This is a genomic window from Roseovarius indicus, from assembly GCF_008728195.1.
Lineage (GTDB): Bacteria > Pseudomonadota > Alphaproteobacteria > Rhodobacterales > Rhodobacteraceae > Roseovarius > Roseovarius indicus.
In genome coordinates, this window is record NZ_CP031598.1 from 4,613,062 (window position 1) to 4,636,272 (window position 23,211).

General features: G+C 61.1%; 21 protein-coding genes. 16 read left to right on the forward strand and 5 right to left on the reverse strand.

The features are described 5' to 3' along the window. The first annotated feature begins 134 nt into the window (after positions 1–134). From RIdsm_RS22115 to RIdsm_RS22130, 4 genes are read left to right on the forward strand one after another with little or no spacing between them, the layout of a single operon-like run. On the forward strand, positions 135–1,571 hold the full coding sequence (locus tag RIdsm_RS22115; protein WP_057820324.1) for a UbiA family prenyltransferase: 1,437 nt from the start codon (positions 135–137) through the stop codon (positions 1,569–1,571). Next, the gene (locus RIdsm_RS22120; protein WP_057820327.1) at positions 1,568–1,999 is read left to right on the forward strand and encodes a GtrA family protein; all 432 of its coding nucleotides are present in this window, start codon (positions 1,568–1,570) and stop codon (positions 1,997–1,999) included. Before RIdsm_RS22115 ends, RIdsm_RS22120 begins: the two co-directional genes overlap by 4 nt. Then, on the forward strand, positions 1,996–3,318 hold the full coding sequence (locus RIdsm_RS22125; protein ID WP_057820330.1) for an FAD-binding oxidoreductase: 1,323 nt from the start codon (positions 1,996–1,998) through the stop codon (positions 3,316–3,318). Before RIdsm_RS22120 ends, RIdsm_RS22125 begins: the two co-directional genes overlap by 4 nt. Next, a complete protein-coding gene (locus tag RIdsm_RS22130; protein WP_057820331.1) occupies positions 3,315–4,052 on the forward strand; it encodes an SDR family oxidoreductase in 738 nt (245 codons plus the stop codon). The genes RIdsm_RS22125 and RIdsm_RS22130 overlap by 4 nt, the downstream gene beginning before the upstream one ends. A gap of 3 nt (positions 4,053–4,055) precedes the next feature. On the opposite strand, the gene RIdsm_RS22135 is transcribed toward RIdsm_RS22130, so the two are convergent. Further along, positions 4,056–5,120: a tetratricopeptide repeat protein gene (locus RIdsm_RS22135; RefSeq protein ID WP_057820333.1), complete on the reverse strand. Its 1,065-nt coding sequence runs from the start codon at positions 5,118–5,120 to the stop codon at positions 4,056–4,058. A gap of 340 nt (positions 5,121–5,460) precedes the next feature. Between RIdsm_RS22135 and RIdsm_RS22140 the strand changes: the two genes are divergently transcribed. Beyond that, positions 5,461–6,870, forward strand: a complete 1,410-nt coding sequence (locus RIdsm_RS22140; RefSeq protein WP_177228452.1) for a hypothetical protein — start codon at positions 5,461–5,463, stop codon at positions 6,868–6,870. Positions 6,871–6,946: 76 nt separating this feature from the next. On the opposite strand, the gene RIdsm_RS22145 is transcribed toward RIdsm_RS22140, so the two are convergent. Together RIdsm_RS22145 and RIdsm_RS22150 are read right to left on the reverse strand one after the other, a co-directional pair. Continuing rightward, the gene (locus tag RIdsm_RS22145; protein ID WP_057820337.1) at positions 6,947–7,933 is read right to left on the reverse strand and encodes an SUMF1/EgtB/PvdO family nonheme iron enzyme; all 987 of its coding nucleotides are present in this window, start codon (positions 7,931–7,933) and stop codon (positions 6,947–6,949) included. Positions 7,934–7,948: 15 nt separating this feature from the next. Continuing rightward, a complete protein-coding gene (locus tag RIdsm_RS22150) occupies positions 7,949–9,685 on the reverse strand; it encodes a hypothetical protein (protein ID WP_057820359.1) in 1,737 nt (578 codons plus the stop codon). Positions 9,686–10,105: 420 nt separating this feature from the next. Between RIdsm_RS22150 and RIdsm_RS22155 the strand changes: the two genes are divergently transcribed. The 11 genes from RIdsm_RS22155 (at position 10,106) to brxC (ending at position 20,615) form a co-directional block, all read left to right on the forward strand. Beyond that, positions 10,106–11,242: a tyrosine-type recombinase/integrase gene (locus RIdsm_RS22155; RefSeq protein ID WP_057820361.1), complete on the forward strand. Its 1,137-nt coding sequence runs from the start codon at positions 10,106–10,108 to the stop codon at positions 11,240–11,242. A 130-nt stretch (positions 11,243–11,372) separates the two neighbouring features. Continuing rightward, entirely contained in the window at positions 11,373–11,585 is a 213-nt protein-coding gene (locus RIdsm_RS22160) for a helix-turn-helix transcriptional regulator (RefSeq protein ID WP_057820339.1), read from the forward strand. Further along, on the forward strand, positions 11,582–12,100 hold the full coding sequence (locus RIdsm_RS22165) for a bifunctional DNA primase/polymerase (protein ID WP_057820341.1): 519 nt from the start codon (positions 11,582–11,584) through the stop codon (positions 12,098–12,100). The genes RIdsm_RS22160 and RIdsm_RS22165 overlap by 4 nt, the downstream gene beginning before the upstream one ends. Continuing rightward, complete coding sequence (locus RIdsm_RS22170; RefSeq protein WP_057820343.1) at positions 12,090–13,691, forward strand: phage/plasmid primase, P4 family; 1,602 nt, start codon at positions 12,090–12,092, stop codon at positions 13,689–13,691. The genes RIdsm_RS22165 and RIdsm_RS22170 overlap by 11 nt, the downstream gene beginning before the upstream one ends. Positions 13,692–13,827: 136 nt before the next feature. After that, a complete protein-coding gene (locus RIdsm_RS22175) occupies positions 13,828–14,325 on the forward strand; it encodes a helix-turn-helix domain-containing protein (protein ID WP_143100543.1) in 498 nt (165 codons plus the stop codon). 272 nt (positions 14,326–14,597) lie between these two features. After that, positions 14,598–15,359, forward strand: a complete 762-nt coding sequence (locus RIdsm_RS22180) for a hypothetical protein (RefSeq protein WP_143100542.1) — start codon at positions 14,598–14,600, stop codon at positions 15,357–15,359. Then, positions 15,359–15,568: a hypothetical protein gene (locus RIdsm_RS30415; RefSeq protein ID WP_057820346.1), complete on the forward strand. Its 210-nt coding sequence runs from the start codon at positions 15,359–15,361 to the stop codon at positions 15,566–15,568. The genes RIdsm_RS22180 and RIdsm_RS30415 overlap by 1 nt, the downstream gene beginning before the upstream one ends. Positions 15,569–15,688: 120 nt before the next feature. Continuing rightward, positions 15,689–15,889 (forward strand): ribbon-helix-helix protein, CopG family, encoded by a 201-nt coding sequence (locus tag RIdsm_RS22185; protein WP_201455598.1) that lies wholly within the window; start codon positions 15,689–15,691, stop codon positions 15,887–15,889. Positions 15,890–15,901: 12 nt separating this feature from the next. Then, the gene (locus RIdsm_RS22190) at positions 15,902–16,714 is read left to right on the forward strand and encodes a hypothetical protein (protein WP_057820348.1); all 813 of its coding nucleotides are present in this window, start codon (positions 15,902–15,904) and stop codon (positions 16,712–16,714) included. Further along, complete coding sequence (locus RIdsm_RS22195) at positions 16,701–17,246, forward strand: hypothetical protein (RefSeq protein ID WP_057820349.1); 546 nt, start codon at positions 16,701–16,703, stop codon at positions 17,244–17,246. Before RIdsm_RS22190 ends, RIdsm_RS22195 begins: the two co-directional genes overlap by 14 nt. Positions 17,247–17,255: 9 nt before the next feature. Continuing rightward, positions 17,256–20,615 carry a BREX system P-loop protein BrxC gene (brxC, locus tag RIdsm_RS22200; protein ID WP_074940632.1) on the forward strand — a complete coding sequence of 1,120 codons (3,360 nt, stop codon included), beginning with the start codon at positions 17,256–17,258 and terminating at the stop codon, positions 20,613–20,615. Between the two features lie 40 nt (positions 20,616–20,655). On the opposite strand, the gene istB is transcribed toward brxC, so the two are convergent. Together istB and istA are read right to left on the reverse strand one after the other, a co-directional pair. Beyond that, positions 20,656–21,438 (reverse strand): IS21-like element helper ATPase IstB, encoded by a 783-nt coding sequence (istB, locus tag RIdsm_RS22205; protein WP_057822083.1) that lies wholly within the window; start codon positions 21,436–21,438, stop codon positions 20,656–20,658. A gap of 24 nt (positions 21,439–21,462) precedes the next feature. Next, positions 21,463–23,016 carry an IS21 family transposase gene (gene istA / locus RIdsm_RS22210; protein ID WP_057822085.1) on the reverse strand — a complete coding sequence of 518 codons (1,554 nt, stop codon included), beginning with the start codon at positions 23,014–23,016 and terminating at the stop codon, positions 21,463–21,465. Positions 23,017–23,211 lie beyond the last annotated feature (195 nt).

Here is a 23,211-nt window from a genome sequence, read left to right on the forward strand (position 1 = left end):
TGCCCGTTTCGACCCGCCCCGCCAATGGCGCATTTTTCCAACGGTTCCCCCCTTTGCCACCGGTCCCGCCTTCCGTGGCGAAAGCCCGCGTGCTAGGGTCCCGCAAAACATTACTATGCGGGCAAAAAATCGGGATGACAGCCAAAGACAGGCGGGACGAGATGCCGGTCCTCGTGGTGGACCTCGACGGAACGCTGATCCGATCCGACTCGCTGTATGAAACCTTCTGGGCCGGCATGTCGGAAGACTGGGGCACTGCCCTGTCGGCCCTCTCCGCCCTCACCAACGGCCGCGCGGCGCTCAAACGCTCCATGGCGGGCCGCACGGTGCTCGAACCCGAACACCTTCCCTACAACCAGGTCGTGCTCGACTACATCCGCGACTGGCGCGAAGCCGGCGGGCAGGCCGTCCTTGTCACCGCCGCCGACCAGAGCATCGCCACGTCCATCGCCACCCATCTCGGGCTGTTCGACGAGGCGCACGGCTCCGATGGCGAACACAACCTCAAGGGCGAGGCCAAGGCCCGCTTCCTCGAAGAGCGGTTCGGCCCGCAGGGCTTTGCCTATATCGGCGACAGCAAGGCCGACCTCCCCGTCTGGAAAGCCGCCGCCAAGGCCATCTCGGTCGACGCCCCTCCGGCATTGCAACGGCAGGTCACGGCCCTCGGCAACGAAAGCGAACACCTCGCAAGCGGCGTGAAACCCGGCTATCTCGCGGCCCTCCGCCCGCACCAGTGGCTTAAGAACGTGCTCGTCTTCGTGCCCCTCTTCGCGGCCCAGTCCTTCACCGGGATGCACGTGATCCACGCCATCCTGGCCTTCATCGCCTTCAGCCTCGTCAGTTCCAGCGGTTATGTCCTCAACGACCTGATGGACCTGCGCGCCGATCGCGCCCACCCCCGCAAATGCAAACGCCCCCTCGCCGCGGGCCGCGTGCCGATCGCCCATGGCACGATGATGGTGCCGCTGCTGCTGCTCGCCGGGCTGTTGGTCGCGATGCTCGGCGGGCCGGCGCTGCTGGGTGTGATCTTCGGGTATTTCGTGCTGACAACGATCTACTCGACCTGGCTCAAACAACGCGCGGTCGCCGATATCGGCACCCTTGCGGGCCTCTACACCCTGCGTATCATCGCCGGCAGCGTCGCCACCGGCCTCGACCTGACGGTGTGGCTGCTGGCCTTTTCGATGTTCTTCTTCTTCGCCCTGGCCGCGGTCAAGCGGCTGGCCGAACTGGTCGACCTCGAAAAACGGGGGATCGGAACGGCCAAGCGGCGCGGCTATTACGTCGATGACGCGCCCCTCATCTCACAGATGACCACGGCCTCGGGCTATATCTCGGTGCTGGTCCTCGCGCTCTACATCAACACCTTCGCCGTGCAGGAACTCTATACCGCGCCCTGGATCCTCTGGGGCATCTGCCTCGTGCTGATGTACTGGATCAGCCGGGTCGTGCTGGTCACCCATCGCGGCAAGATGGAGGATGACCCCATCGTCTACGCCATCCGCGACCGCACCAGCCTTGTCTGCATCCTGCTCGTCGTGGCCTTCGCCGTCGCGGCCTCGGTGCTTTGAGCCGCGCGGCCCTCATCCTGCGCTATGCCGGGTTCGCGGTGATCGCGGTGCTTGTGAACCTCGCCACCCAGCGCCTCGTCCTCGGCATCGGCTGGCCCATGCCGGGCCTCGGTCTTGCCGTGGCCATCGCGGCCGGAACGCTCACCGGGCTGGTGGTGAAATACGTGCTCGACAAGCGCTGGATCTTCTACGACGTCGAAGGCGGGCTCGCCAATCACGGCCGGAAATTCGCGCTCTACACCACGATGGGGCTGGTCACCACGGCCATCTTCTGGGGCACGGAAACCCTGTTCTGGTGGCTCTGGCACACCGACGCCATGCGCGAACTCGGCGCGGTCATCGGCCTGACCATCGGCTATGTCACCAAGTACCAGCTCGACAAACGCTTCGTCTTCGCCCCACGGCACAGGGCGGAGGCCGCGGAATGAAGCTCGGCGGCTGGGGCCGCTACCCGGTGACCGACTGCACGGTCACCGCCCCGCGCACACCCGACGCACTGGCCGAGGCGCGCACCTCCGGCCCGCTCATCGCCCGCGGCAACGGCCGGGCCTATGGCGACAGCGCGCTGAACGAAGACAACACCGTCTCGATGCGCCATTTCAACCGCATCATCGCCTTCGACGAGGTCACGGGCCAGCTCACGGCCGAGGCCGGCGTGATGCTGGGCGACGTGATTGACGCCTTCCTGCCGCGCGGCTGGTTCCCGGCGGTCACGCCCGGCACGAAATACGTCACGCTGGGCGGCATGGCGGCCGCGGATGTGCACGGCAAGAACCACCATATCGACGGCGGCTTCGGCAATTACATCGACTGGCTCGATCTCATGGGGCCGGATGGCACCGTCACCCGTGCGTCACGCAACGAGAACGCCGATCTCTTCGACTGGACGGTCGGCGGCATGGGCCTGACCGGCGTGATCCTTCGTATGGCCCTCCGTCTGCGCCGGGTCGAAACCGGCTGGATCCGCCAGCGGGCGCAGGCGGCGCCCAACCTCGCCGCCGCGATGGAGGCGTTCGAGGCCGCCCAGGATGCGCCCTACTCCGTCGCCTGGATCGACTGCCTCAGCACCGGCGACGCGCTCGGCCGTTCGATCATCATGCTCGGCGAACACGCCCCGCTCGACCGCCTGCCCACGCGCTTCCGCCAGATCCCCTTCGGCCCCCCGCCCCGCAAGAAGAGGAAGATCCCCTTCAACCTGCCGGGCTTTGCCCTCAACAAATGGACGGTCAGCGCCTTCAACGCCGCCTATTACCGCCTGAACGCCCGCAAGACCGGCACCACCTACGTGCCGTGGGATACCTATTTCTACCCGCTCGACAGCATTCTCGGCTGGAACCGCATCTATGGCCGCCGCGGCTTCGTGCAGTTCCAGTGCGTCCTGCCCGATGACGCCGCGCGCGCCGGGCTCGAAAAACTGCTCCGCACCATCGCCCATGCCGGCCAGGGCTCCTTCCTCGCCGTGCTCAAGAAGCTGGGCCCCGAGGGCGGCCGCCTCTCCTTCCCCATGCCCGGCTACACGCTGGCGCTCGATTTTCCCGTTTCCGACAAGGTGCTTACGCTCATGGATCAACTAGACCGGATCACGCTCGACCACGGCGGGCGGTTCTACCTCGCCAAGGATGCGCGGCTCTCCTCCGACATCCTGCACGCGGCCGACCCCCGCGCCGACGCCTTCGCCGCCATGCGCCGCGACACCGGCGCCGACACCGCCTTCGCCTCGCTGCAATCGGAAAGGCTGGGGCTATGAGCGGCGGCGCGGTCCTGATCCTCGGCGCACGCTCCGATATCGGCATGGCCATTGCCCGCGCCTATGCCGCCGACGGCCATGCGATCCAGCTCGCCGCCCGCAAGGCCGACACGCTGGAAACCGAGCGCAACGACATCGCCCTGCGCCACGGCGTCGACGTCACCCTGCACGAGCTCGACGCGCTCGACTATGACAGCCACGACGCCTTCCTCGACAGCCTCCCAGCCCTGCCCGAAATCGCGGTCTGCGCCGTGGGCTACATGGGCGAGCAGTCGGACAACGAACACGACATGGCCGCCGCCCGCCTGGTGATGCGCTCGAATTTCGAAGGGCCTGCCAACCTGCTGGCGCTCCTCGCCAATCGCTTCGAGACCCGCGGCTCCGGCACGCTCATCGGCATCAGTTCCGTCGCCGGCGACCGCGGCCGCGCCACCAACTACGTCTACGGCTCGGCCAAGGCCGGCTTCACCGCCTTCCTCTCGGGCCTCCGCAACCGGCTGGCCAAAGAGGGCGTGCACGTCATGACCGTCAAACCCGGCTTCGTCGCCACGAAAATGACCGAGGGCATGGACCTGCCCGAAAAGCTGACCGCCGACCCCGACAAGCTCGCCCGCTCGGTGGTGCGCGCCGCGGGGATGCGGCGCAACATCATCTACGTCAAACCCATCTGGGCGCTGGTAATGCTGATCATCCGCAACATCCCCGAGGCGATCTTCAAGAAGCTCAGTATCTGACCATCACTGCTGCGCCAGCCGCGCCGCGGCCCCCAGCGTGCCCCGGCCCACCATCGCATCGAGCGCGCCTGTATAAAGGCCCCGTTCCTGCAGGATCGTCTGGAAGTTCAGGGCGGTCTCCCTGTCCCAGCGCGGCGTATAGCCGTTCACGGTGCCCCGCAACTCATCCACGCGCAGGTTCCCGGTCTCCAGCGCGGCAATGTAAAGCTCGGCGGCACGCACCGGATCATACGGCACCCCGTCACCCTGCTCGTACATGAAACCAAGCTCGTTCATCGCCTGCGCATCGCCATTCTCGGCGGCGCTCTGCACCCATTTCAGCCTGACCTCGGGGTCGTCGAACATCCCGTCGCCCTCGTAGAACGCCTTCAGCGCCTTCTGCGCCTCGGCGCTGCCCTGTGCTGCGGCCTTCTCGTAAAGCTCCGCCGCCTTGATCGGGTCGGGCAGGTCCAGCTCCCGCGCAAGACTGCCCGGAATGCTCTGCGGCTTCATGTAAAGCTCGGCCAGCCGGAACTGCGAAAAGTGATACCCCGCATCTGCCGAGGCCGTCAGCAGCTCGATCATCCTGTCGAAATCCTGCGGCACGCCCCGGCCAAGCTGGTACATGATCGCCAGCGTCGACATGGCCGGCACGTCGCCGCCATCCACGGCCTTCTGGTATTCGGCCACCGCCCGCCGGTGATCCTCGCGCACCGGACCGATCCCGAAATTGTAGTAATCGCCCAGCTTGGTGTGCGCCGCGGCAACGCCCTTTTCGCCCGCCATGCCGAACACCTCGAGCGCCCGCTCATGCACGCCCTCGCGCTGCATGATCACCGCAAGATGGAACATGGCACCCGGGTCGGGCTCCGCCCCGATGACGGCGGCCTCGCAATGCGGGCGGGCGGTGCCCAGCGTGCTGAAATAGGCGTTCAGCGCCTCGCGGCTCACCGGCGCCCCGGCATCCGGCACCCCGGCGATCTCGGCGCACTCCTCGGCCGCGGCAGACTGAGCGAACCCCGTCGCAGGCAAGGCCACCCCTCCGGCCAACGCCATCCCCGCCACGAGGCCAAGCTTCAAATACCGCATATCAATGTCCTTTTCTCAACCCCGGCCACAAACGCGCGGCCACCCTGTATCTTTCGATCAAATTGCCAGCCCCGCGGTCAAAAAGCTACTGGTCTTTGCCGCGCATATTGTTCTCGCAGCAGCAACAATGCAGCCGCCGCAAGCCGGCTATTCACAAGCAACACACCAGCGCCGGCAAATGGCCGCAAAGCCTTGCTATGATGGGCGGGATCCTGCCGTTTGACGCGGCGTCGGGACAGCAACGTTGACCACTTTATTGAAGCATCAATTAATCGCTTCTAAGGGACAGTGCATGATTACCGAATCTGCAAACGAGCTGAATAAAGACATGTCGAGCGGCTTGCCCCGTCGCGCTGCGCCCAAGGGTGCGGTCATCGTGGGCGCCTATCTCGTCGGCATGACCGCCATCGCTGCCAGCGCCTACACGCTGCGCAACGAGGTTCTCAGCGCACCCGAAATCGTCACCGAAATCACCGACAGCCTGCCGCTGCCCGAAGACCTCGCCGGTCTCGGCGTCAGCCCGCAACTCGGCGTGGCCGCGCGCCCGGCCACCGCGCCCGAGGCGCCGAAAATGGCCTCGCTCACCACGCCCGAAACGGCGTTGAGCGATGATCTCTTCTCGCCGCTGTCTCGCATCTTCATCGGCAAACCCGCCGTCACCCCGCCCGAGCGTCCGCTCGCCTCGGGCCCCGACCTCGATATCGAGCTTGTCCCGGAAGAGACCGACATCGCCGAACCGCTGGAAATCGACCCGGTCGACCCCACGGAACCCGGGATCGTCACAGCCTCCCTGCGCCCGCAACTGCGGCCGCAGACGCTCGACACCGAGCCGGCAGATGCCACGTCCGACCTCCGGCTTGCCAGCCTGTCGCCCTCGCAGATGCAGGAGCTCCTGCAGCCCGAGTCGCCTGCGGCCGCGCCGGCCACCCCGCGTATCTCCAACAGCTCGGGAAAATGCCCCAGCCGCCTGTCGCGTGACCTTCCCCGCCGCTCGGGAAGTGCCCGTGGCGCGAAATCCGTCCTCGCCAGCGTCCAGAACGTCGATGGCGTCAAGCGCGACCAGACCGTTCTGCGCGAGATCCTGAGCGGCAACATGCCCGGCTTCCTCCGCCATCTGGCCCCGGTCAATGTCAGCGGAAAGGCGGCCGACGGCAGCAATGTCCAGATCACGCTTTGCGTAACCCCCGATTACCTCGCCCTGGGCAGCGATCGCGACTATGTGCGCGTGCCCCTCGGCCTGCGCGCGGCCACGCGTATCGGGGAAGAATTCAACATGATCCTGCCGACCCCCCGCATGGTCGACATGATCTATCGCCAGGCCGACCTGCGCCTCTCGCCGCGGCCGATGTCGCCGGGCCCGCAGATGACCTCGACCAACTACTTCATGCGCCACAACGCCACCGTCGAGGCGCAACGCCAATCGGCCGGCGCGGCACCGGGCACGCTGATCTCGGGCCACAAGAAAGACGTGGTTCTGACCACCCGCCTGGCCTCCAACCGCGGTCGCGTCGCGATCTACGGCTGGCACCAGCGCAACGGTCAACCGATCCAGCCGCTCAGCACGGTGCACGGCGCAGGCTATGCCGATTACAGCCACGGCGTTCGTCTGGTCAGCCGCACGGCCTTCCTCAACGGTCAGTCGGTCGACCTGCGCACCCTGATGGCCGATCCGCGCTATGCCGGCCTGCTCAGCAGCGAGGGCCCGATTTCGGGGCCGGGCCTGCGGATGGCAGCCCTGGCGTCCAACTGACGCGGCTCACCTGATATCAAACGAAAAAGGCGCCCCACGGGGCGCCTTTACGTTTCGTTAACCGGTTAACAAACCGTCACTTCACCGTCTTGAAGCAACGGAAGCCAAGATGGTAATTCCGGTGGCTGTTCGACGCCATCACCCGGCCGCCATGCCAATAGGGCGCGCGCCAGCGGCTCCAATGCGTATGGGCCCGGACGGTATCCCAGATGAACCAGCTGCCCTTCATCTCGGTCACGCCCAGCTTGCGGCTGCCCCGGCTCGACATCTCGTCAGGCGACAGCGGCAGGTTCATGTGCTCGGCCGCGTTCCCGTCAATGTCGTAGACACCCAGCGGGCTCTTGCAGGCCGGAAAGCTGCCGGCGGGATAGGTGTTCGACCCGCAACCGGTAAAGCTGCCGCCGTTGCAGCCGGCATTCTTGAAGCTGCCCGTCGCGCAAACACCCGCGCGCCACTGCGGCCCGATCGAATAACGGGCGGTGGACTGATACTTCGCATTATGCGCCGCCCGCGCGGCCTGAACGCTGCGCCCGAAGAAATAATCCGGCGGGGTCAGCGCCCCGTGCGAGGCCCCTTCCCATTCATGCGCATCGCCGATCCGCTTGCCCTCGGCCCAGCACAGCTCGGCCGCCTCGTTCGCCTGCACCCATGTCACCGGGTACATGCCCGGTACGTTGGGATACTCGAACATGTCGGCACAAACCTTGGCATCTGCCGGGCTCTCCGTCGCCGGGTCGTAGAGCGGCGCCATGAAAGGCTCGCCACAGATCCGCTCGAACTCGGCATTGCGATAATAGGTCTTCGGATCCTGCCCCAGCTTCGCGGCCAGTTGCTCCGGGGTCAGCGGGTGACGCGTCACCGACGGGTTGCCCTGCCCCATGTACCGCGATCCGGCAAAGATCGACCGGATCTTCTGCATTTCCGCCCCGCTCAGGCCCCGCGCGGCCTGCATCTCACGGAACATCTTCTCGTTGTTCTCCTGAAGCGTCTGCGCCTGAGCGGGCAACACCCCGATCATCGCCAGAAGTCCGGCCGCAACAACGGCCCTCGAACGTCTCAGCATGCTCTCTCCCCGTCCTTACTTTCTAAGCAGGTAAACAAAATCACGGTTGTCGGAGAACCCGACGAAACGGGCAATCGGGTGGCCGTCGCTGCCGCGCGCATCCACGGCCGACATGCCGTTGACAAGGTGATGCGGCACAACGCGCCCCTCTTCGTTGGTATAGAGCGCCATGTAGGTGTGCTCCTGCGAGTTCATGTCGAGCAGCATCGCGTGCTCGCAGCCATAGGCTTGGAATGTCCGCGCCTGCGCCGAAGGCGTCGCGGTCGAGAAATAGGCGTAAATCAGGAACTTGCGGCCATTCACCTCTTTCATGCAGGCCCCGCCCCGCAGCGTCCGCAGGTCAGCCTCGGCCGAACCTGACCAGTTCCCGCCCAGCCAGCTTGTCACCTGGTCGCCCGGTACGCCGTTCTCGATCAGCGGCACACCGTTCTGGCGCGCAAAACGCACCCGCGGCAAAAGCTCCCGATCGGCCTCTGTCCAGGTCCGCATGTGGATCGATCCGTCATCCAGCACGAAAAGCGTCGACAGGCCCGGATGAAGCTTGCTGAAGATCACTCCGTTCGCCAGGAAACCATAATGGTGCCCATAGTTGGTAAAGGCCTTGTCACCGGCCCGCCAGGCACCGTGATCCCGCTTGAACCCGCCGGCAAACGTCGCCGCCACCCGGTCCGTCAAAGACGGGCTCAACATGCCGGTCCGCACCACCGGGGCAGACGTATTGAACCCGTCCGGCCCAGGAAGTTGCCAGTTCTTGCCCGAACCGCTCGGCCGCGGCGACCAGTTGAGACGCGGATGGTCGGTGCCCACCTCGTAACCCAGCTCGAACTGAGACAGGTCGAAAGCCACCAGGTACACGTCGGCCCGGCTTTCGATGCCATCCAGCCAATGAGTCTCGCCCTTCCGGTTCAAGATATCCGGGTGAATCATTCCGGGCTGCATGGCACTGGCGTAAATGCCGGCCGCGTCCTTCACGGCATACCAGCTGCCCGCCTGCATCCCGCCTTCGGCACCATCCAGCTCGAAGCCGAAATAGGCGCGGAAAACAGGGTATTGCGACAGGTTCGCCTTGCCGAGCGAGGCCGCAACCTCGCCGGAATCGCCGCCCGCGATCACGTCACCCGACACCATGTAGGCGTCTTCGTAGAACGACCCCTTGATGATGCCGACGATGCTTTCGCCAAAGATCACGTTGTCGCGCAGAAACTCTGCCACTGCTTCACGGTTGCTTCGCGACCCGCGCACCTCGTTGCGCACGAACACGCGGTCACCACAGATCGGCGCATAGGGCAGACCCGAGTTGGCCGCCTTGTCCAATTCCGAATTGCGGCCGCTCCACGGGGTGCAGCGTTCCACGACACCGTTGTTTTCAAAGACCAGGGCCGGCGTGTCCGTCGTCCGGAGGGAAACCGTGGTCTCCTCCGGGTCGGTCATTTCCAGGTGGTAGGTGACCGTCTTCGTATGCCGGGCCACAGTCTTGATATCCAGCAGGAACCACGTATTGAACGCCGGGTTCAACGAGGTCAGCGTGTATTCCGTGCCATCCTCGTCCTGCGTATGCGCCGACCGTCGGAAGGGCTGAATTTCCCTGATCGACTTTGGTCGGTCGGCCTCATATTCCCGCCACTGCGCCTCGAGCAGCGCACCGTCAGCCGACTCGAGATCCGTCGCTTCGGCATGCGGAGCCGAGCCCAGCGACACCGCGACAACTGTCGCGCCGGCGACAGTTTTCCACAAATCTTTAAGTTTAAACACCAAGTCATCCCCTGCAATTGCCCGAAATCTGGGCGTTTGCGTTTCCCCGGAGGGCCCCGAAAATGCGAGTGATGCCCCCCCAAGGCACACCATACGCCCTCATGCTATTGCGAGAGGGCCGGTTTCTCAAGATGTTGATGCAGGACTGAGAATTTCGAAATCGGATGTTGCCGGGCTGCGTCTCCGTCACGTCCGCCCAGAACAGCAAAAAGCCGCCCCAAAGGGCGGCTGAATTTGGTTGCGGGAGCAGGATTTGAACCTGCGACCTTCAGGTTATGAGCCTGCGTGTCGAAATCTCGCTTTCCTCAAAAAATCCATTATTTTCAATCGATTTCTGGAAATCAATCCGGAAATACATTGACCTAAAGAGTCACGTCACGCCATATGTGTCCGACTATAGCCGGACACAGAGCGGACACAATGCCGAACATTACCGAGACCTATACCAAGCGGGCTGATGCGCCAGAAAAGGGCAACAAAATTCATTACGATGACGCCATCAAGGGCTTCGGCCTTCGCATCACCAAGGCCGGGGCTAAGTCGTTCGTCCTGAATTACTCCATCAACCGCCGTGAGCGCCGGATGACAATCGGAAGCTATCCAGCTTGGACCGCCGCTGCCGCTCGCGAGGAAGCCAAGCGACTTAGGCGCCGGATCGATCAAGGCGAGGACCCTCTTGAAGAACAGAACCAACGCAGGGCGGCACCGAATGTTTCCGACCTCTGGTCTGAGTATGAGCGCGTCCACCTGCCGACGCTGTCCGAACGAAGCCAGACGGATCAACGCAGCATGTGGTCGAAATACATCCTGCCCGAACTTCAGTCGGTTCAGGTTCGAGAGCTCTCCAGCAACCATGTCGATCGCCTGCATGCCCGAGTAAGCGCGGCTGGCACCACCCGTGCGAACCGAGTGCTCGAGGTCTTCAGGAAAGCCCTTAACCTGGCAATTCGCTGGGGTTGGATCGAAAAGAACCCTGCCGACGGTTTTCGCCGGAATGCGGAGCACTCGCGCGAGAGGTATCTGACGCCCGCAGAGTACGAGCGGGTATTTGACGCCCTCGACCGGATGCAAAATCAGCGGGCCGCCAACGCGATCCGCCTTCTTATCCTCACCGGTGCGCGACGGGGGGAAGTGCTGCCGCTGGAGTGGAATGACCTCGACCTTGACCAGGGCCTTTGGAACCGCCCGCCTCATAAGAGCAAGGACCGAAAGCGGAAGCGGATTCCGCTGTCGAATGAAGCTCTGGTTCTCTTGAAAACCATGGAGGAAAACGCGATTAGCCGCTATCTCTTCCCCACGTCGACCGGCACCCATATGCCGGATTTGAACCGTCCTTGGACCTGGCTCAAGAAAGAGACCGGCTTGCACGACCTGCGCGTCCATGACCTACGACATTCCTTCGCATCCGTTCTGATCTCTGGCGGCGTCCCCCTCGAGACGATTGGCAAGCTTCTGGGCCACTCTCAGCACCAAACCACCCTGCGCTACGCCCACCTTATGGACGATCCGCTGCGACGGGCTGCAAACTCTTTTTCCGCCTCTTCTGTCAACGCGTGACTTCGGGAAATCGACCCCATTTCCCGAAATGTAACTCATTGAAGTTGCTTGTAATTTCCCGAAGTCGGGTCTACCGAAATCGGCACAAACTGCTATCTATCTCCTCATCCACAGTCATAAGAGGAAATAGATGGATACCAACAACGCACACCTGAAACCCGCCGAAGTAGCCGCCCTTTTGGGCGTCTCTTTGCGTACGCTCAACCGCTGGCATGCGCTGCGTGTCGGCCCTGCCCGCTGCAAGGTCGGCCGGACGGTCCTGTACCGAAAGAAGGCTATCGAAAACTGGCTGGCACAGAATGAAACTCAGCCGACCCGCTCGTTCGAAGGAGTTGCCCAATGACGATGCTTGGCCATGCTCTCGAATATACTTCGCTCGGCTGGGCCGTTCTGCCGCTCCATTGGATCGAGAGCGGTCTGTGCTCCTGTGGAAACCAGACCTGCAACTCTGCGGGCAAGCACCCCCTCGTAGCAGGTGGCTCCAAGATCGCCACGACCGATCCGAAGACCATCACTGATTGGTGGACTAGCTACCCCAGCGCCAACATTGGCATTGCGACAGGTTCTGTATCCGGCCTTATCGTGGTCGATGTGGATGCTGGCCCTAATAAGTCGGGCTACTCTAGCTTGGCCGCGTTGGAAGCCGAGCACGGGGAAATCCCCCGGGACCACTGCGTCACCACTGGCAGCGGCGGCTTGCATATCTACCTGTCCGCACCTCAGGCCGAAATCCGCAATAGCGCGAGCAAGCTCGCCGAACACATCGATATTCGCGGAGAAGGTGGCTACGTCGTCGCTCCCCCCTCTCATCACCTATCCGGCAACCGCTACACTTGGGAAAACGCAAATGCTCACTAATATCCAACTCCCCGAAACCCCCGAATGGCTGGTCACTGCCCTGACCCGGCCGACCCCTGCAAACTCAAACCACGCCCCTGCCAACTTCATGTCCGAAGGTCGGCGCAACACTAACCTGACGAGTTTGGCCGGTTTTCTCAGGCGTCGGGGCTTTGATGCCCGCGGCATCTTTGAGCAGCTTCAGGCATTCAATCTGAACAGTTCAGATCCACTCGATGCAGGGGAAGTCGCGTCAATCGCAAACAGTGTGTCTCGGAATTATCAGTCAGACGCCAAGGGTGAGCTGCACGACCTTCCAGTATCCAGGATTGTCGCGGAAGATATTGCACATTTCTGCAAATACATCCCCGAGACCGGCTGGCGCGTCTTCGACGGGCGGTACTGGAAGCACGATCTCAGCGGTATCTATGCGAGGGAACGCATCAAGTGCCAACTGGCGGCACTTGTCGAAGCTGTCAAGGCGGGGGGCGACATCGAAGCAGTCCGTGACGCCCGCAAATATCTGTCCAATACGAGGATCAATGGGGTCACGTCTTTGATCATGAGCGATCCGAACATTGTGTCCGATCACACCGACTTCGACAGCCGCCCGTCGCTATTGAACTTGCAGAGCGGAACGCTCGACCTGGAAACTGGGCAGTTGATGCACCACGAGGCAACGGACCTTCTGTCCAAGATCGCCAACGTCGAATACGATCCCGAAGCAGACTGCCCGCACTTCAAACAGGTGCTCTCCTGGGCCCTTTCGCCCGAACAGGCAGCATTACTGCTTCGTTATCTCGGCTATGCACTTCTCGGTGCTCCCCGGGAACAGGTGTTTGCGATCCTCTACGGCGCGGGTGCGAACGGGAAGTCGACGCTGATCAACGCGGTCAGCCACCTCTTGGGGGACTATGCGGCAAATGTCGAACCGGCCACGTTGATCAAACAGAAATCGGACAAGGTCCGTAGCGACGTCGCCCGGCTGCAAGGTGTACACCTTGCAGTAACCTCTGAGCTCGCGACCGGCGAAATCCTCGATGCGCCGTTGGTCAAGCGATTCACGGGTGATGACAAGATCACCGCCCGCGCTCTCTACAGCGCGGAGATCGAATACAAGGCCAAGTTTGCCCTGGTTATGACGACCAATGCGCTGCCGGTAATTGATGGCGGTGATCCCGCTCTTGCGCGCCGGTTGGTCCTCTTGCCTTTCAATAATGTTGTGTCTGAAGAAGATCGCGTTCCCGATCTTCCTCGGAAGCTCGAAGCCGAGGCACCTGGCATTCTCAACCTGCTTTTGGAGGGCCTGCGGGAATATCGGGAGATCGGCCTGGCGCTGCCTGGTGACCTCAAGGCAGAGGTGGCTAAGTTCGTCGTATCTTCCGACATGGTTGCCACGTTTCTTCAGGATGAGACGGAAGCGGTCGCAGATGGAGCAGTCGGTGCAAAGGCCCTGTACAACCACTACCGGACCTCGTGTGGGATGAGTGGCATCCGGGCTCTCAGCATGCCCCAATTTCGCCAGGAAATGCTGAAGAAGGGTTATGTCACCAAGCGGTCGCGCGACGGACAGGCCTGGCAGGGGCTGCGGCTGCGGCGGCCGCACCTGTAAGAGAAGGAGGTGTGTAGGTGATGTAGTTTCTTTCCCTAACTTTCCCAATAGAGGGAAAAATAGAAAAGTTAGGAATAGAGCTACACCACCTACACCTCGTCCGCCGCAGCCTTTTTTTGGCAAAACCGAGGTAATTATGAACGGAAATCCGTCCGCCAAGCTCTTCAAAGAACCCGCCAATTGGCCGCTTATTCCGCCCTGGTGGCTAGTATCCTCCACTGACGCCGCCGCCCTGTTGAATATTAAGCCTGCGACCCTGCACAGTTGGCGAGCTCGAGGTCAGGACCCCAAGCCTTACCCGCCTATGTATCTGCGGCCGACCCAGGGCCGCCCGCTCTACTATCAGTACGGCGCCCTCCGGGCTTGGGCTGCCAACACGATCGGGATGGCCTATCAGTTTGAAGACCAATGCACCGACTTCTTCCGAGAAGTCAGTCCGATTGTATCAGACGTCAATGGTAATCTTCAGCACCGTATTGATGTTTTCGAGCGACGATTCGCAGCCGACCGAAAGCGTATCCTCAAAGACGAAACGCCTGCTTGGATCCCTATTGAACGCATTCATGACCTTGATGTGTACCATTCGAGGCAGCCGAGGCGAAAGGGACCGAACTATTTGTCGGCCGTTCAGTAACTTCGGATTGGCAACTTTGCGAGGCGATCCCGCCAGCTGGCACCGCCGCATGAGTCGCGCAGCGCCGGTCCCAGAATGGAGCAAGTCAAAGGCTCAATTGGCCAAACTCCAAACGCTTTCTGATCTACTGTCGGCGACTGAGGCAGAATGATAGTTGTAAAGGCGGCCGGATTGATCGCTCTATCGCGTTACCACAGTTCGCCTGATAAAGTAAGCTCCGCAACCGCCACGACAAGCAAACTAAAGCACTTGGAAAAGAGAGTCCCGCCAAAGTGAACAGAGCAGACATATCTCGCGCAACTAAAGATGCATATGAACGCCTCGAACATCAATTTCCCAAAATATCAACGATGCCTCGCGACCCACGAGGACTTCCCATACCAGCAAATGTCGCTGCGAACCCAGGCAATGGGAAATCTATCTTTGCGGTAATCGATCTTAACAAGCAAATCGATCTCTTTTGCTCAAAAAGATGTGCGGTCACTGGTACAGTGCTCGATCCGACAGATGTGTGGTTCGTTACCACTTCGGACTCTGCGCTTGTTCCCTTTGGTCTTTTTTTGGACGCTCCGATGTGTGGTGAAGCTAAAGACTTTACCCTGCAGGTTTGCCCATATTTTGGTATCAGTGGTTACTCTCGAATATCAGATGACCAAGCTAAGGCTATGGTATCCGGTCGAAACACGCTAATCAGTGGGAACGACAAAAGTTTACCGTCTGAGTTTTTGGCGGTCAGGGTCAATGGATTTACAGTGGTGCCAACTAGCCAAGGCCTGCATTTCCTACCAGATCGCCACTACTCGAGGATAGAGTGGTGGGTCGGCCGGACCTGCAAGAGGGTGGTGGAAGGTCCTGAAGTCAGAGTGGAAATTGCGAAAGGTATTCAAGATGGACTGTCAAAGCTGGCGGCGGGCCAGTGGCCACAGTGGGCAAAGCAGTCTCTCGACGGCAGCCTGATAGATTGTTGGCCTTGGGAAGAACCTAGAGCTGCGGAAACTCTGTTTCATAAAGCGAAGGAGCTTAACGGAGAGTAATGGCGGTCGCGGACTTGGGTGACGGTGGTTGCACGATCGTGCTCGACATAATGTGCGCAAGTCCTAGTGCTCCCATCGCCAAATTGGTCGAGCGCTTAGGTATTGCGCCGTCCAACATGCCCCGCATACAGCGCCTGACGCTGCTAGCCGCAGTCATTGTCTTTGCTTTCCTGCACGGAAAGCAAAGACCTGAGGTGACGCTGGCGTGACTACTGAATAGCGTGCCAGCTCCCTGGGTAGTGCCGCGGATCGAAAAAGCCGATCAACTGCACCACTCTGTTGAACATTGATGCACTCATGCCTAGTGTTAAGCAACGATGGGAGCTTCAATGGCCGACCGACCCCTGAAAGCAACCAGGCTGTCCGTAAGCTTGGAAGAGCGCGATCATAATATTTTGGCTGAAATCGCAGCCGAAAATGACGCTTCGATTTCCTGGGTCATCCGGAAAGCAATCCGTCAGTTCGTCGACGAATATCAAGCTGGCCATCCACATGTAGAGCCAGCAAAGCGTGGCGAACAACGAAATTGAAAAGAGAGCAGTATGGAAGACGGACTCGGCGCCTGGTTCAACGAAAACAAGACGGAACAACAGCTCTCTAGTTTTGGATTTCGCACGTCTGGCGGCGGTGCTCACCAATCCAAGACAATGATGCTTCCCGAAGTCGAAAGCCTGCTTTCGTCTGGCACCACAAGCGCCGATAGCCTCAAGATCGCGGCAATTGACGACAACGTCATGGGCAAGTCGACCGCGAATACACGGCGACTGACCTATCGCCATCTATGTTCCCTCTATGGCTTCAACGACCAGCCCCCCATAACGAAGGTAATGATGGGTTTGTGGCCCCTGGATCGCGAGGGACACGCCCTATTCACGCTTCTGGTGGCCTTAGCACGAGACCCCTTGCTTCGAGACACAGCCAAGGTGGTTCTTGAAACGCCGGTTGGACAAGCTTTGGAGCGACCCAACTTCGAGGACGCGCTGTCGTCCGCTCATCCTGATCGCTTCAGCTACAAGATGGTCCGTTCCATGGCACAGAACTGCGCTTCGACATGGACACACAGCGGCCACCTCAACGGCCGCGCGAAGAAGACCCGCCAGCGTGTCAGCGCAACACCGCATGCCACTACGCTTGCAGCCCTTTGCGCTACTGCAGCCGGCTATGGTGGGCCTGCAATCCTCGGGTCAGTCTGGATGAAGGCCCTCGATCTTTCGCCAGAACAAGCCTTGGATCAAATGCGACGGGCCGAAAGCCTAGGGCTAGCCCGAGTCCGGTCTGCCGGAGACGTGACGGAAATCTCGGTTCGTCAGCCATTGTCTTCAACTCTGGGAGTGTCAGAGCTTGAACACGTTTGACGAAATCCTTGCCGCCTACACGAAGCAGGTGAACCTTCCGTGGGTTTCAGACACACCGCCCGCCGGTCGGGTTTGGATCGTTTGGTTCGACAAGTCCATGCAACGCCGCTTCTCCGGAAGGATTGGGGAATTCGAGCACGCGACGCAAAAAGCCGGACACGGCTGGAAGCTCTTGGACTTGGCTCCATGGTTCGGAAACTGGATCGCGAAGCATGAGCTGTTTGAAGGTCTGGTTGAGCAACCAAATGAAATTCGTGGTCTCCTCCCCGACATCGAAGATGCTCTCGTAGAAGAGATCGGTATGGCTTTGACCGAATGCTCGGCGAACGATGTGCTCGCAGTTGATGGATGTGGCGCCCTCTTTGGCGTCGCCCGCGTTTCAACTCTGATTAGCCGTGTCGCAAGCGCAGTGCCCGGCCGCTTGCTGGTAGGCTTCCCCGGCAAGCACTCAGCCGGCGTGTACCGACTTCTAGATGCGCGTGATGGCTGGAACTACCACGCTGTCCCGATTCCCGCAGACCCCTCTGTTTGAGAAATGAGCATGCTGAACAAAGACACGTTTCATACCGATCCCGCCCAGTACCAACTAGCAAACCAGGGCGTAGCGAAGATCTCCGTTCCACCGGCCCCAGAGGCTATGGACACTCTACGAGGTGAGCTGTCGACGTTCGTTTGCGACGGTGCCTATGCCGATGGCCTTGCACGCATTCTGGAAGGTTACCTTGGCTCTATTGGGAAGGGGAGCGGTGCACCCGCCGTATGGATATCCGGCTTCTACGGGTCTGGTAAATCGCACATGGCCAGCATGCTCGCCGCGCTCTGGACCAACTTGGAGTTCGAAGACGGAGCTACGGCTGAAGGTCTGATTCCACACATTCCGCCCGAAGTTGCGGCGCCCCTAAAAGAGCTCAGGATCGCGGCTAAAAGGTCTGGTGGAGTGGTCGCTGCAGGTGACACGCTTGGTACAGGCGCTTCTGACCCAGCTGAAGCAACACTGGGGATCATCCTCAGAGCGGTTGGACTCCCCAGCGATCTACGTGCTGCGCAAGTTGCCCTTTGGCTCGACAATCTAGAAATCCTTGAGACTGTTCGCGCAGAGCTTGGAGAGAAGTTCCAAAGCGATATTCGCAACTTCATCCTCTCGCCGCGCTTTGCCGACGCTGTTCTTAAGGCCAAGCCGGAGCTCGCCTCGTCTCCAAAAGAATTGCGCGAGCTTCTAAAGACGCAGTTTCCAGAGCCACCGCCGGTCACCGTCGACCTCTTGGAGACTGTTGCAAGGCAAGCTTTGATGCTTGGCCGGAAGGAACTTCCGTTGACCCTGGTGGTTCTGGATGAAGTTCAGCAGTTCATTCGCCAGGACCCGAGCCTGACGCTCAAAATACAGACAATTGCCGAGCGTCTGGCCGGTCGATTTGATGGTCGCCTTTTGCTTGTTGCTACAGGGCAGCAGGCCCTAAGCGACGTGCCCAACCTACAGAAGCTGCTCGACCGGTTTCCAACCCAAATCGCACTTGGTGAGGCCGATGTTGATGCGGTCATTCGAAAAACAGTACTGCGCAAAAAGAGTGGTGTCGAAAAGGACATCAAGCACATGCTCGATGCCAATGCTGGTGAGATCAGCCGCCAACTCAATGGCAGCCGTCTGGCTCACACTGTGCAGGACGATCCCGATGCTATCCTTGATTGGCCCCTTCTTCCCGCCCGGCGCCGCGTCTGGGAGAGTATTCTGCGGGAATTGGACAGGACTGGTCTCGGCGGAACGCTCCGTGGCCAACTCAGAACGACGCTCGACGCGGCGAAGACCTATGGGGACAAGCCCCTGGGTCATGCAGTTCCTGTCGACTTCCTTTACGGCCGGTTCGCCACGGAGGCCTACAACGCCGGTCTCTTGCCAGGCGAGACACGAAACCGGATCGAAGCACTCAAGGGTGGAAGCGAAGAAGAGCGCCTTAAAGCCCGGATTCTGATGTTGGTCTACATGCTGGGTCGCATTGCGCCTGAGGCGGACAGACACGGGGTGCGCTCAAAGCCTGAAACAATAGCTGATCTATTGATCATCAATCTGGCTGGCGAAGACGAGTTGCGCCGAAAGGTGCCTGAATTGCTTCAAGAGCTGCAAGCCGATGGCGCGGTTATCGAAGTCGAAGGCGAATGGCGCCTGCAGACAAAAGAAAGCGCTGACTGGGAGGCTGCATACAGGACTGAGGAGAAGACACTCCTAGCAGACCAATCCTCCTTGAGCCGAACCCGGGGCGATCTTCTCAGCAACGCGATTGATACGGCCTTGGCAGGCGCTGCGAGCGTCCCACATGGCGCCAGCAAGGAGACGCGACGAATCCACCGCCTGCAACCTGGTGACAAGGAGCCGAGCGATGGGATCGCGCTGAGACTCCACAATGGATGGAGCGAAGACCTCACTCAGATCGAAAAGGAAATCGCAGCGGCCCCATCTTCTGACCCGACGGTTCACCTGCTCATTTCGCGGCATCCTTCACGCGACAGCGAACTCACGAACGCGCTCACAACATGGAAGGCAGCAGAACAAGTCCTCCAACTACGTGGCCTCCCTCAAACCGATGCTGGCCGCGAAGCCCAGTCGGCCATGCGGTCGCGTTCGAACAAAGCTCAGAATGCAGCAAAGGAAATCATTGCTGAGGTTGTGGCGCAAGCGCGGGTCATTCAAGCTGGCGGGAAGGTTGTGACTGGAGCCCCTGCCGATGCGGTCAAAGCAGCAGCGATCAATGCCCTTGCGCGTCTCTATCCACAGTTTCCGGACGGCGATCATGCCGGATGGGGCAAAGTGCGCGATAGGGCGGTCCGAAAAGACCCGGACGCTATGCAGGCAGTGGATCATTCTGGTGCCCCTGAAAGCCACCCGGTTTGCAAAGCAATCATCGCTGATCTAGGATCAGGTCGAAAGGGTTCCGACCTTCGAACGAAGTTCACTGGTGTGCCATACGGTTGGTCTCAAGATGCTGTGGACGGCGCTCTGATCGTCTTGGCAAACGCTGGCCTGCTTCGCGTGACCGGTGACGATGGCAAGCCTGCATCCTTGCCAGACATCCCGCGCCAAAAAATCGGCACTTGCACGTTCCGGTCTGAGACGACCGTGATCACGATCCACCAGCGGATGGCTGTACGAGGCCTGCTAAACGACACAGGCATCCCGTATGAGAATAACCAGGAGCAGCTTGCACTTTCAGCACTTCTTGACCGGCTTCGCGCGGCCGCAGCGGAATCTGGGAGCGATGCACCGGCCCCAGAAGCGGACACGGTTCCAAACCTCGCCTCGTACAAGAGCCTTTCGGGCAACGACCTTCTAGCTGCCCTGGCAGCAGACGCCGCCGATCTGCGCGAGAAGCTGAAGGATTGGAAGAAAGCCAAGCAGGTTATTTCGGAGAGAGTGCCTAATTGGCGCTTGGCAGAACGCCTTGTTGGTTTGGGCGCCAAAGACCAGGAAAGCGACCTTGAGAGTATTCGCACGGGTCGCCGTCTATTGGCTGATCCGGATCCGGTTCCGCCGTTGATTTCCGCTGCTGCGGATACTCTGCGTGCTAGGCTCAATGCCATCTATCAGGCTTGGGAGAAAGCTTGGGACAGCGGTGAGGAACGGCTCGCTAACGATCCAACGTGGAAGAAGCTGTCTCCTGAACAGAAGCGAGCTATCCGAGAAGAAAACGGCCTGCTCCAAGCAACAAAACCGGCCGTCGACACTCCGCAGGCGATTTCGGAAGCTTTGAGCGCAAGGGGGCTTTCCGAATGGGAGAGCATGGTGAAAGCGCTGCCGACGCGTGTCGATGATGCGCTCGCCTCTGCTGCTGCTGAGCTCGAGCCCAAAGCCTGCGGATTTCAGAATTACCGGACAGCGATTACGCTAATTCCCGGACAGCCATTTCAGTAATTCCCGGACAGTTCGGGCGCGGCTGATCCTCTGCCTGTGGTCATGTTTCGGTTTGCATCGTTTCTGTGTTTTCGGCGTGGGTCAAGTTTCTGTTTTGATCTGCTCTTCGCATGCTGTCTCCCTTGAGGTCGATGCGGTGTGCGTTGTGGACGATCCGGTCGAGGATGGCGTCGGCGATTGTTGGTTCGCCGATCATGTCATGCCAGCCCGAGACGGGCAGCTGGGCGGTGATGATGGTGGAGCGCCGCTGATAGCGCTCCTCGAACAGCTCGAGCAGGTCGAGCCTCTGCTGATCGGTCAGTCCGTGGGCCCCCCAGTCATCGAGAATGAGCAGTTGGACGCGGGCCAGTTTGTCGACCAGCTTTGGGAACCGCCCGTCGAGGCGGGCCATGGCCATGTCCTCGAAGAGCCGCGGCATGCGGACATAGAGGACGGAGTGATCGAGCCGGGCCGCTTGATGGCCGAAGGCGCAAGCCAGCCAGGTTTTGCCCGTGCCGGTCTGGCCGGTGAGGATAATCTGCTCCTTTGCCTTGATCCACGCGCCCTGTGCCAATGCGAGAACCTGACGGCGGTCGAGGCCGCGGCTTGCGGTGAAGTTGACGTCTTCAATACAGGCGTCCGGGAAGCGCATCTTGGCGTTACGCAGCCGGTTGGCGAAGCGTTTGTCGGCCCTCGTCGAGGCTTCCCGATCAAGCATGAGCCCGAGCCATTCATTGCGATCGAGGGCTTGGCCCGGATCCTGGTCGGCGAGCGCCTTCCAGGCGTCGGCCATGCCTGTCAGGCCGAGCGCGGCCATCTGTTCGAGGGTGGGATGTGTCAGCATGTGATGATCCTTCTGTGCTGAGGGTTACTGGTAGTAGCCGGCGCCACGGATGTTGTCGTGGAGGGGTGTCGCGGTGATCGGGTCTGGCGGTTCCGGGGCCCGATCCAGTCCGGTGATCAGGATGGAGCGCACCGAGGTATAGTTGACGGTTCCGACCGTCAGGGCGCGTTCGCAGGCGGCCTCCAGCCTGTCCGCCCCGAACTGCCGCTGCAGGCCGAGTACGCCGAGGGCCGATCGATACCCCTGTTCGGGATGCGGCCTGTCGCGCATCAGACGTTCAACGAGCACGGCCGTGTGATAGCCGGTGCGGGCGGCCCGGCGGATGAGGCTTTCCGGCGTCATGCCGCCATGGCGCTGATGAGCCTTTGGCATATGTTCCTTGATGGTGGTGTGGCCGCCCCGGGGGCCGCGGCGGCGATGCACGGCCACCTGCTGGGTGTTGTGGAAGATCTCGATCATGCGGTGGGTCAGGCGCACATCGACCTGCCGGCCGATCAAGCGGTGCGGCACGGAATAGAAGCTATGGAGCACCTCGATATGGTAGTCGGGATGCACCTTGGCCTGCTTCCATTCCGCGTACTCGAACGGCGTGTCGGGCAAGGGTCTCAGTGCGGCGCGTTCGATCTCTTCGAAAAGCTCCTGCCGCGAACGCCCCACCCGACGCATGGTCCGCGCATTGAGATCCTCGAGCAACTCGGCCATGGCCACGTTGAGCGCCTCGATGGAAAAGAATTGCCGGTTGCGCAGCCGGGCCAGGATCCAGCGCTCCACGATCAGCACTGCGCCCTCGACCTTGCCCTTGTCGCGGGGTTTGCGCGGCCGCGTGGGCAATACGGTCGTGTCGTAATGCGCCGCCATGTCGGAGAAGGTCTTGGTCACCGACGGCTCGAACCAGAGCGGCTTGGCCACGGCCGCCTTGAGATTGTCGCACACGATCGCCTTGGGCACCCCGCCGAAGAACTTCAGCGCGCGGACCTGGGCCTCGATCCAGTCAGGCAGCTTCTGGCTGAGGCTCGCCCATGCGAATGTATAGTTGGATGCGCCGAGTACGGCGACGAAGATCTGGGCGCGGTGCTCCTGACCTGTCGCGGGGTCGATCACCGGGATGGTATGGCCCGCATAGTCGGTCTGCATCACCGCGCCGGCCTCATGGCGGTTGCGATAGCGAGGGCTGATCCGGTTCTCGAATGCCCTGTAGTGCTCGCAGAACCAGGTGTAGCCATAGCCGTCGGGATGCGCCGCCCGGTATTCCTCCCAGAGCAACGCCAGCGTCACGCCCTTGCGCTTCATCTCCGCGGCCATCTTCGGCCAGTCCGGTTCGGTCAGATCCCGGGGTGGGCGGCCAACGCGCTGGAACAGGACCTGCTTCAGCGTCACATCGCCATCCCGGCCCGGAGGAAGAGGCCAGCAACTCAGCCCCGCTTCCCGGGCCCGGTTCAGGTAGGTCGCCACCGTCGTCTTGCTGAGCTTCAGACGCGCGGCAACCTCACGCGCCGAAAGCCCTTGTTCATGCGTCAAACGCAGTATCGTTCGTATGTCTTGCACGGTCGTGCGCCTCGCTCGCTTCCGTCTCGGCATGATCCCTCCCGGTCCTGTTCAAGACCGGCAGAATGCCGTGACGGCGCAGGCGATGACCAACCGTCCCCGAGCCTCCCCGGAGCTGTCCGGGAATTAGCGAAATCCCTGTCCGGGATTTACCGAAACGCTTGTCCGGGAATTACTGAAATCCGTGTCCGGGAATTTGCGAAACCCGCAAAGCCCACACTGTTCAGC